9 protein-coding genes are annotated in these 9,241 nt (G+C 71.0%); 2 read left to right on the plus strand and 7 right to left on the minus strand.

What is annotated here, in order from left to right; genetic code table 11:
- Positions 1-7 precede the first annotated feature (7 nt).
- The 7 genes from VFR90_RS10025 to VFR90_RS10055 form a co-directional block, all read right to left on the minus strand.
- The gene (locus VFR90_RS10025) at positions 8-406 is read right to left on the minus strand and encodes an MAPEG family protein (RefSeq protein ID WP_326405985.1); all 399 of its coding nucleotides are present in this window, start codon (positions 404-406) and stop codon (positions 8-10) included.
- A 43-nt stretch (positions 407-449) separates the two neighbouring features.
- Complete coding sequence (gene recR, locus VFR90_RS10030; protein ID WP_326405986.1) at positions 450-1,064, minus strand: recombination mediator RecR; 615 nt, start codon at positions 1,062-1,064, stop codon at positions 450-452.
- A 10-nt stretch (positions 1,065-1,074) separates the two neighbouring features.
- Complete coding sequence (locus VFR90_RS10035) at positions 1,075-1,401, minus strand: YbaB/EbfC family nucleoid-associated protein (RefSeq protein WP_326405987.1); 327 nt, start codon at positions 1,399-1,401, stop codon at positions 1,075-1,077.
- An 18-nt stretch (positions 1,402-1,419) separates the two neighbouring features.
- Complete coding sequence (gene dnaX, locus VFR90_RS10040) at positions 1,420-3,207, minus strand: DNA polymerase III subunit gamma/tau (protein WP_326405988.1); 1,788 nt, start codon at positions 3,205-3,207, stop codon at positions 1,420-1,422.
- Between the two features lie 115 nt (positions 3,208-3,322).
- Entirely contained in the window at positions 3,323-3,685 is a 363-nt protein-coding gene (locus tag VFR90_RS10045; RefSeq protein ID WP_326405989.1) for a response regulator, read from the minus strand.
- Positions 3,686-3,719: 34 nt separating this feature from the next.
- A complete protein-coding gene (locus VFR90_RS10050; RefSeq protein WP_326405990.1) occupies positions 3,720-4,889 on the minus strand; it encodes a sensor histidine kinase in 1,170 nt (389 codons plus the stop codon).
- A 23-nt stretch (positions 4,890-4,912) separates the two neighbouring features.
- The gene (locus VFR90_RS10055) at positions 4,913-7,720 is read right to left on the minus strand and encodes a response regulator (RefSeq protein WP_326405991.1); all 2,808 of its coding nucleotides are present in this window, start codon (positions 7,718-7,720) and stop codon (positions 4,913-4,915) included.
- A 50-nt stretch (positions 7,721-7,770) separates the two neighbouring features.
- On the opposite strand from VFR90_RS10055, the gene VFR90_RS10060 reads away from it, so the two are divergent.
- A complete protein-coding gene (locus VFR90_RS10060; protein ID WP_326405992.1) occupies positions 7,771-8,898 on the plus strand; it encodes an AIR synthase-related protein in 1,128 nt (375 codons plus the stop codon).
- Positions 8,899-8,973: 75 nt separating this feature from the next.
- Positions 8,974-9,241, plus strand: a 268-nt coding sequence (locus VFR90_RS10065; RefSeq protein ID WP_326405993.1) for a hypothetical protein, incomplete at its 3' end; no start/stop codon positions are given.

Here is a 9,241-nt window from a genome sequence, read left to right on the forward strand (position 1 = left end):
GGCCGCCTCAGCGCAACGGCAGGAACAGGATCACCGCGTTGACGATCAGCGCGCAGATCCAGATCACCGATCGAAGGTTCGCGACGTTCGCCAGGTAGGCCGCGACATAGGCCGTGCGCAGCGCCACCCACAACGCCGCCAGCAGTGCGAGCGTCTCGTGGGGCACGTTCAGCGCCAGCGCGATCGCGATGGCGCCGACGAAGAAGGGCAGCGCCTCGAAGCAGTTCTGCTGCGCGGCGTTGGCGCGGGCGCGGTAGCCCGTCTGCTTCGCGAGCCAGTCGCGCGGCGCGGCGTTGTCGAAGCCGCCTTCGCGGCGCGGCTTGCCCATCGCCCCGCCCTTGGCGATGCCGGCGCAGACCACCGGCATCACCGCGGCGATGAAGACACAGAGCAGCAGAAAGAACATCGAAGCGACCTTTCGGGTTGAACGAGACGATCCGCGCCTGCGGTCACCGGCGATCGCTCAGCGCATGCGCGATCGTGCCGAGATCCACGTACTCGAGCTCGCTGCCGACCGGCACGCCGCGCGCGAGCCGCGTGACCTTGACGCCGGAGCCTTCGAAGGCCTTCGCGATCGCGTACGCGGTCGCTTCGCCTTCGGCGGTGAAGCTCGTCGCGGCGATGATCTCCTCGACCTCGCGCCGCTCGCTCGCCTCGTCGACGCGATCCACCCGCGCGATGAGCTGCGGCAGCCCGATGTCGCCCACGCCGATGCCGTCGAGCGGACTCAGGCGCCCCATCAGCACGAAGTACAGGCCGCGGTAGCTGCCGCTGCGCTCGATCGCCGCCTGGTCGGCCGGCGTCTCGACGACGCAGAGCTGGCGCCGCTCGCGGGCCGGGTCCAGGCAGGTCGCGCAGACCTCGGCCTCGGTGAAGGTGTGGCAGCGCGCGCAGTGCCGCACGCTGCGCACCGCATCGCCGAGGGCCTGCGCGAGGCCGAGCGCGCCGTCGCGGTCGTGCTGCAGCAGGTGGAAGGCCATGCGCTGCGCCGACTTCACGCCGACGCCGGGCAGGCGGCGCAGCGCGTCGATCAGCAGGGTCAGCGCGTCGGGCGACGAGGCCACGCCGGCTCGATCAGAACGGGAACTTCATCCCCGGAGGCAGCGGCATGCCGGCGGTCAGCTTGCCCATCTTTTCCTCGCTGAGCGCCGCAGCCTTGCGCACCGCGTCGTTGAAGGCCGCGGCGACCAGGTCCTCGAGCATGTCCTTGTCGTCGGCGAGCAGGCTCGGGTCGATGGAGACGCGCTTGACGTCGTGCTTGGCGGTCATCGTGACCTTGACAAGCCCGGCGCCGGCCTCGCCGCTCACTTCGAGCAGGGCGAGTTCGTCCTGCGCGCGCTTGAGGTTGTCCTGCATCGCCTGCGCCTGCTTCATCAGGCCGGCGAGTTGGTTCTTCATCATGGCAAGGCTCCTGCGAAATCAAAGGGGCCGCACCGAACCCGGCACGATGCGTGCGCCGGGATAGCGGGCGGTGAGCTGGATCACCAGCGGGTCGTTGTCGATCGCCTGTTGCGCTTCGCTTTGCCGGCGCGTGCGTTCGGCGGCGTCGCGCAGCGCGACGCTGTCGCTCACCGGGCCGGCGCGCATCTCGATCTCGACCGGGTGGCCGAGTTTTGCGGCGAGCGCCGCCTGGAGCTTCTGCAGGTGCGCGCTCTGGCGCAGGCTGTCGCTGTCGGTGCGCAGCACGACGCGGTGCTCGTCGTCGTCGAGCGACAGGCATTGCGCCTGCAGCGCCAGCGCGCGCGGCAAGGCCGTGATCGTCTCGGCGGCGACCAGCTCGCGCACCAGCGCGGCCCAGCGGTCGCCGGCGGGCGTGGGCTCGAAGCTTGCGGGTGATGCAGCCGCGGTCGCGGCCGGCACGGCAGGCTGCGGTGCGGCGAGCCGCGGCGCCGGCTCGTCCTCGTACGGAATGTCTTCCATCCACGGCGGCACGCCGGGCTCGCCGGCATCGGCGGGCGCTGCCGGCTCGGCGGCCTTCTTCTCGACGACGACCGGGCGTGCCGCGTGTTGCGGCGGCGCCGGCTCGGCCGCTTTCGCCGCGACCGCGGTGCTCGCCGACTTCGTGCTGCGCACCAGCGGCGCGGCCTTCGGCTTCGCCGGTGCAGCCGACGTGGGCCGGAACGCGAGCATGCGCAGCAGCAGCATCGTCAGGCCACCGTACTCGTCGGGCGCCAGCGCGAGCTCGGCGCGGCCGTGAAGCGCCAGGCTGTAGAGCAGCTGCAGCTCGTCGGCGGGCAGCAGCTCGACTCTTTCCGCAAGCGCCGCGGCCTCGGGGTCGCCATCGTCGATCGTGTCCGCAAGCTGCTGAGCGACCGCCAACTCCTGCAGCACGACCGCCATCTCTTCGAGCGTGCCCTCGGCCGAAGCGCCCTGCTCGCGCAGCGCATCGACGATCGCGACCAGCCCGGCCCCGTCGCTCGCCGCCAGCGCGTCGAGCAAGGCGAACACGCTCGCGCGGCCGACGCTGCCGAGCATCTGCCGCACCTCGGCTTCGCGAAGCGCGCCAGCTCCGTAGGCGATGGCCTGGTCGGCGAGCGACTGGGCATCACGCATCGAGCCGTGAGCGGCGCGCGCGATCAGTTTCAGCGCCGCCGGCTCGGCTTCGATGCGCTCCTCGTTCAGCACATGGCCGAGGTGCGCGACGATGGTCTCCGGCGCCATCGGCCGCAGGTTGAATTGCAGACAGCGCGACAGCACCGTGGCCGGCAGCTTCTGCGGATCGGTCGTCGCCAGCACGAACTTCAGGTACTCGGGCGGCTCCTCGAGCGTCTTCAACATCGCGTTGAAGGCATGGCCGGTGAGCATGTGCACTTCGTCGATCATGAAGACCTTGAAGCGCCCGACCACCGGCTTGTAGACGGCCTGCTCCAGCAGCTGCGAGACCTCCTCGACGCCGCGGTTGCTCGCCGCGTCGAGCTCGGTGTAGTCAGGGAAGCGGCCGGCATCGATCTCGCGGCACGACGGGCAGGCGCCGCAGGGCTGGGCGGTGATGCCGCCGCGGCCGTCGGCACCCACGCAGTTCAAGCACTTGGCGAGGATGCGCGAGACCGTCGTCTTGCCGACGCCGCGCGTGCCGGTGAACAGGTAGGCGTGGTGCAGCCGCTGCGTGCCGAGCGCATTGGCGAGCGCCTGCACCACGTGCTCCTGGCCCACCATGCCGTCGAAACTGCGCGGGCGGTACTTGCGCGCCAGGACCCGGTCACTCACTTGTGCATCCTTCGCGCTGCGCGGGCCCCGCCGAGCGGGACTTCGCGCTCGGGAGAACCTCGCTGCTCATGCGCGGGATTCTAGGCAGGCGGTCCACTCGCCTGCGCTCGCGGATTCAGCGCAGCAGGCGCGCCGCGGTGTCGATCAGGTCCTGGTAGTGGAAGGGCTTCGCGAGGTAGGCGTCGCAGCCCGATTCGAGGATGCGCTCGGCGTCGCCTTTCATCGCCAGCGCGCTCAGCGCGAGCACCTTGATGCCGGCGGTGGCGGCATCGGCGCGCAGCGCACGGGTCGCCGCGAGTCCGTCGAGCCCGGGCATCTGCACGTCCATCACCACCAACGCCGGCAGCCGTTCGCGCGCGAGGCGCAGGCCGGCTTCGCCGTCGCCCGCGGTGATCACTTGATGACCGGCCTTTTCCAGGACCAGCTGGGCCAGCTTCAGGTTCGCGGGGTTGTCGTCGACGACCAGGACCGTGCTCATGCGTGCTCCGAGTGCGGTTTCGACGCTGCGCCGTTCAGGCCAGCGCCGCGAATTGGCTGCTGCGCCGCTGGGGCTCGGGCAGCGTGAAGAAGAAGCGCGCGCCCTGCCCCGGCCGCGACTGCGCCCAGATGCTGCCGCCGTGGCGCGCGACGACCCGCTGCACGATCGCGAGGCCGATGCCGGTGCCCTCGAAGCTGGCGTTCGTGTGGAAGCGCTGGAAGGGCCGGAACAGCCGCTCGCCGGCGGCCTCGGCATCGAACCCTGCGCCGTTGTCGGCGACGAAGAAGACCGGCCGGCCCTCGCGCTGCTCTTCATCGGAAGCGCGGCCGAACTCGATGCGCGCATCGTCGCGGTGCGCGCTGTACTTCATCGCGTTGCCGAGCAGATTGCTCAAGGCGGCGCGCAGCATGCCCGCGTCGCCGAGCGCGCGCAGGTCGTCCGCCAGCGCCCAGTCGACCGGCCGCTTCGGCTGCGCGGCGGACAGTTCGCGCGAGACCTCGCGCGCCAGCGCGGACAAATCCACCGGTTGCGGCTTGAGCTCCGCGCGCGCCATGCCGGCCAGCGCGAGCAGGTCGTCGATCAGCGCGTTCATGCGCCGGCCGCTCGCGACGAGCTTGTCCAGGTAGCCGAGGCCCACCGGATCGAGCTGCTGGGCGCTGCGCATGCGGATCAGGTCGGCGAAGCCCAGCATCTGCGACAGCGGCGTGCGCAGATCGTGCGAGACCGACCAGCTGAAATGCTCCAGCTCCGTGTGCGCGGCGCGCAGCTCGCGAAAAGCCCGCTCCATCGCGAAGTGCTGAGCCTGCGTCTCCTGGCGCAGCCGGTACAGCCGGATGAAGGCCGCGGCCTTCGCGCGCAGGATCACCGGCACCACCGGCGACAGCAGGTAGTCCACCGCACCGAGCCGGTAGCCGCGAAAGGCGTCGTCCTCGTGGGTGTAGACGGCGGAGACGAAGACGATCGGCGTGGTCACCGCCGGGTCGGCCTCGCGCAGGCGCAGCGCGACGTCGAAGCCGCTCATGCCGGCCAGGTGCACGTCGAGCAGCACCATCGCGTACTCGTGTTGGGCGCAGCGCTCGAGCGCCTGCTCGCCGCTCGAGCAGCTGTCGATGTCGGCGCCGAGGTCCTTCAGGACAGCGCGGTACAGCCGGATGTTCGGTTCATGGTCATCGACGATCAGCAGCTTGGGCGTGTCGGAGCTCATGGTGCGTGAAGGATCGGCTTCGTCTACGGATGGTGGACACGCGCGCGGGCCATCGCGCGGCGCACTTCGGCCAGCAGGCTGGCCGGCTGGAACTCGGCTTTTTCGATGATGCGTTGCACGCGGCCGTGCAATTGCTCGCGGTCGTGGGCGGTCACCAGCTTGGCGGTGAGCACGACGATCGGCAGCTCGGCTGTATCGCCGCGCCGCGCGAGCGCCTCGATCACGTCGAAGCCCGACACGTGCGGCATCATCAAGTCGAGCACCAGCAGATCGGGCCGCTGGCTCGCAAGCAGCTCCAGCGCCTGCTGTCCGCCGTAGGCGCACAGCGTGGTGAAGCCAGCGGACTCGAGGTGCTTGCACACCAGCGTGACGGCCTTCGGGTCGTCGTCCACCACCAGCACGCGGCCGCCGCCGTTGTACGGCGCGAGCCCCGCGGCGGCGAGCGCGGCGAGCAGCTCGTCCTTCGCGACCGGCTTCATCAGCACCTGCGAGGCGCCGAGCGCGAAGCCGCGCTGCGGCTCGTCGGTGATCGAGACGATCACGACCGGGATGTGGCGCGTCGCCTCGCCTTCCTTCAGCCGCGCGAGCAGGTCCCAGCCATCCATGCCGGGCAGGATGATGTCGAGCACGATCGCCTGCGGCTGCAACTCCGCCGCACGCCGCAACCCCGCCTCGGCATGGCGCACGACCTCGATGCGAAAGCCCTGCTCGCGCAGCTGGAGCTGGATCAGGCTGGCCGCACGCGCGTCGTCCTCGATCACCAGCACGAGCGGCGCTTCGTCGTTCACTTCCGGCGCGATGCTCGCGCGCTCGGCCCCCGCACCGGCATCCGATGGCGCGATGCCGCCGCCGGCGAGCTCGCGCCAGGGGATCCAGACGGTGAAGCGCGTGCCCTCGTTCGGCGTGCTGCGCGTCATCAGGCCACCGCCGTGCAGCTCGGCGAGGCGCTTGACCATCGTCAGGCCCAGCCCGGTGCCGGCGAACTTGCGCGACAGGCTCGAATCGATCTGCACGAACGGCTGGAACAGCTCGCGCAGGCCCGCCGGGGTGATGCCGATGCCAGTGTCGGAGACCTCGATCTCCAGCCATTGCGAAGGCGTGAGGTCGGCCGGCAGGAAGACGCGGGCGTCGTCCGCCTCGCGTACCGCATCCAGGCGGCTGCGCTCGACACGCGCCAGGCTCACGCCGACGTGCCCGCCGTCGGGCGTGAACTTCACCGCGTTGGACATCAGGTTGTAGAGCAGCTGCTTGAGCTTGCGCGCATCGGCGCACAGCGCGCCGAGGCCGGGCATCACCGTCTCGCTCAGCCGGATGCGCCGCAGCGCGGCCTTGTCGCGCACGACCGCCATGCCGCTTGCGACCAGCTCGGCCGGCATCACCGGCCCGAGCTCCAGGGTCATCTGGCCGGCCTCGATCTTGGACAGATCGAGCACGTCGTTGATCAACAGCAGCAGGTGCTTGCCGCTGTCGTGGATGTCCCCGACGTACTCCTTCTGCTCGGCATTCAGCTCGCCGGCCAGTCCGTCGCGCAGGATCTCGGAGAAGCCGATCACCGCGTTCAGCGGCGTGCGCAGCTCGTGCGACATGTTGGCCACGAACTCGCTCTTCATGCGGCTGCCGCGTTCGAGCAGCGCATTCTTTTGATGGATCTCCTCGGCGCTTTCCTGCAGGCGCTGGGCAAGCTGGCTCAAGTCCTCGAGCTGGCCGAGGTTGTGCAGGGCGACGCCGAGCTGCGCGGCGATGCGCTCCACGAACTCGCGCTCGCGTTCGCGCAGCCTGCGCGCGGCCGCGAGCACCAGCACGCCGAGCTGCTTGCGCTGGTGCAGCACCGGCGCGAACAGCATCGCCGCCGGCTGCAGCGCGGCCAGGCCGGTCTCGATGCGCATCGCCGCGCCGGCGTCGAAGCTTTCGAGGTAGCGCATGGCGCCGTCGCGCAGCGCCGCGCCGACCAGGCCTTCGTCCGACCGCAGCACCGGCTTCGCATCCGCCGGCGCGCCCCGCGCGGCGACGTTGAGCAGTTGCCCGCCCAGCTCGTGATGCTCGTAGAACACCGCGGCCGGGAACAGGCCGGTGTCGGCCAGCAACGCGAGCGTGCCGTCGAGCGCTTCGCGCCGGTCGTTGGTGGCGTTGTAGAGCGTCAACACGCGGGCGTGCGCCGCGTCGAAGCCGCGCTCGTCGGCCGCCGCGGTCTCGGCCGACTGACGCGCGCGCCAGTCGGCCTGCAACCGCCAGAACATCACGGCGAGCAAGACCACGAGGCCGGCGACGAGGCTGACGAAAGTCGCCTGCGCGGAGTCGGTGCGGCGGCCCTCGACCGCCTGGCGCTCGCCGAGCAGCCGGCGTTCCTCGGCCACCATCTCCGCGAAGGCCGGGCGGAACTCGCCGCGGAGGTCGGCGCCTTCGTCGAGCAGCGCCGCCGCCGGCATCTCGACGCCCGAGGCGAGCTGCGACTGCAAGGCGGCATAGCTTTCGACACGCCGCTCGACCAGGCCGCGCAGCGCGACGATGCGTCGCTGCTGACCGGCGTTGTCGGCGGTCAGTGCCGCCAGTGCGTCGAGCGTGCGTTGCACCTCCGCGATAGCGCTGTCGCGCTGGCGTGCGAATTCGGAACGCAAGTCGACCAGATAGGAGCGCTGGCTTGCTTCAGCGCGGAACAGCTGTGCCTCGGCGGCGCCCAGCGCCGCGATCACTTCCTGGGTATGGCCGACGAAAGCGACCGCGCGCAGCGTCTGCTGCGTGTACTGCCAGGTCGCCACCGCAAGCGCAATGACCGCGCATGCGGCGATGCCGAGACCGAAGAGCGTGAACTGGCGAACCGGGACTGGCTTCATGCTTCCTTGCACACCGGGGACCGTCAGGCGCGCGCCGATAATCGCCGCGGATGAAGCCCGCCACAAGCCCGCAAGCTCCCGCTCCGCTTCGCTACGAGGACGCCGGCGTCGATTACGACCTGATCGACCCGCTGAAGGTGAAGGCGCAGCGCGCGGCGAAAGCGACGTCGGTGCAGCTGGGCGTGCACGGCTTCAGCGAGGTGGCGGCCTCGCGCGGCGAGTCGGCCTACGTCGTCGATGTTGGCCCTTTCTACTTGGCGAGCATCGTCGAATGCCTCGGCTCGAAGGCCCTGGTCGCCGACGAGATGAAGACGCTGACCGGCCGCAGCTTCTACGCCGCGATCGCGCAGGACACGATCGCGATGGCCGTCAACGATCTGATCACCGTCGGTGCGACGCCGCTGGTCGTGCAGGCCTACTGGGCCGCCGGCGGCAGCGACTGGTTCGCCGACGCCGAGCGCGCGCAGGCGCTGGTCGAAGGCTGGAAGCGCGCCTGCGAGACCTGCGGCGTCGCCTGGGGCGGCGGCGAGACGCCGGCGCTGGCGGGCATCGTCGAGGCCGGGCGCATCGACCTCGCGGCCTCGTGCACCGGGCTCGTCAATCCGAAGTCACGGCTGTCGGTCGGCGACAAGCTCGCGCCGGGCGACGCGATCGTGCTGCTCGCCTCGAGCGGCATCCACGCGAATGGCCTGAGCCTCGCGCGCAAGCTGGTCGAGCGGCTGCCGCAGGGCTGGCTCACCGAGATCGAGCCGGGCCTCGGCTACGGCGAGGCCCTGCTGGCGGCGACGACCCTGTACTCGCCGGTGACCGAGGCGCTGTGGAAGGCCGGCATCGCGCCGCGCTACTGCGCGAACATCACCGGCCACGGGTGGCGCAAGCTGCTGCGCCACCCGGCCGAGCTGAGCTACCGCATCCACACGCTGCCGCCGGTGCCGCCGGTGCTGCGCTTCATCGCCGAGCACGCCGGCCACGACGCCCGCGAGGCCTACTCGACGCTGAACATGGGCGCCGGCTTCGCGCTCTTCGTCGCGGCCGACGAGGCCGAGCGCACGGTGCAGGTCGCGCGCGCGCAGGGCGTCGACGCCTGGGTCGCCGGCCGCGTCGAGGCAGGCGCGAAGCAGTTGCAGATCGAGCCGATCGACGTGCGTTTTTCCGACGACGACCTGCAATTGCGCTAGCGCCGCTCAAGCGGCCCGCCGGGATGCCGATAGCTGCCGAACGACATCGAGCGGCTTTCGACACGATCCTCCGGCATGGCGCACGACCTCTTCGCATGGCACGCGTCTGCATGGCAGTGGCTCGGCCTGCTGCTGCTGAGCTCGGCAGCCGCCGCGCTCGCGCTTGAACTGGCCCGGCGCGCGATGCGCCACCGCGGCGCCGCGCGCTCGATGTGGCTGGGCTGGGGCGCGCTCGCGCTCGGCAGCGGTCTGTGGTCGGCCCACTTCATCGCCGCCTCCGGCGCGCCGGGCGCGGCCGGCTACGGCGAGGCCCTGCTGGCGGCGACGACCCTGTACTCGCCGG

It is taken from the genome of Methylibium sp., assembly GCF_035762065.1.
Lineage (GTDB): Bacteria > Pseudomonadota > Gammaproteobacteria > Burkholderiales > Burkholderiaceae_C > Methylibium.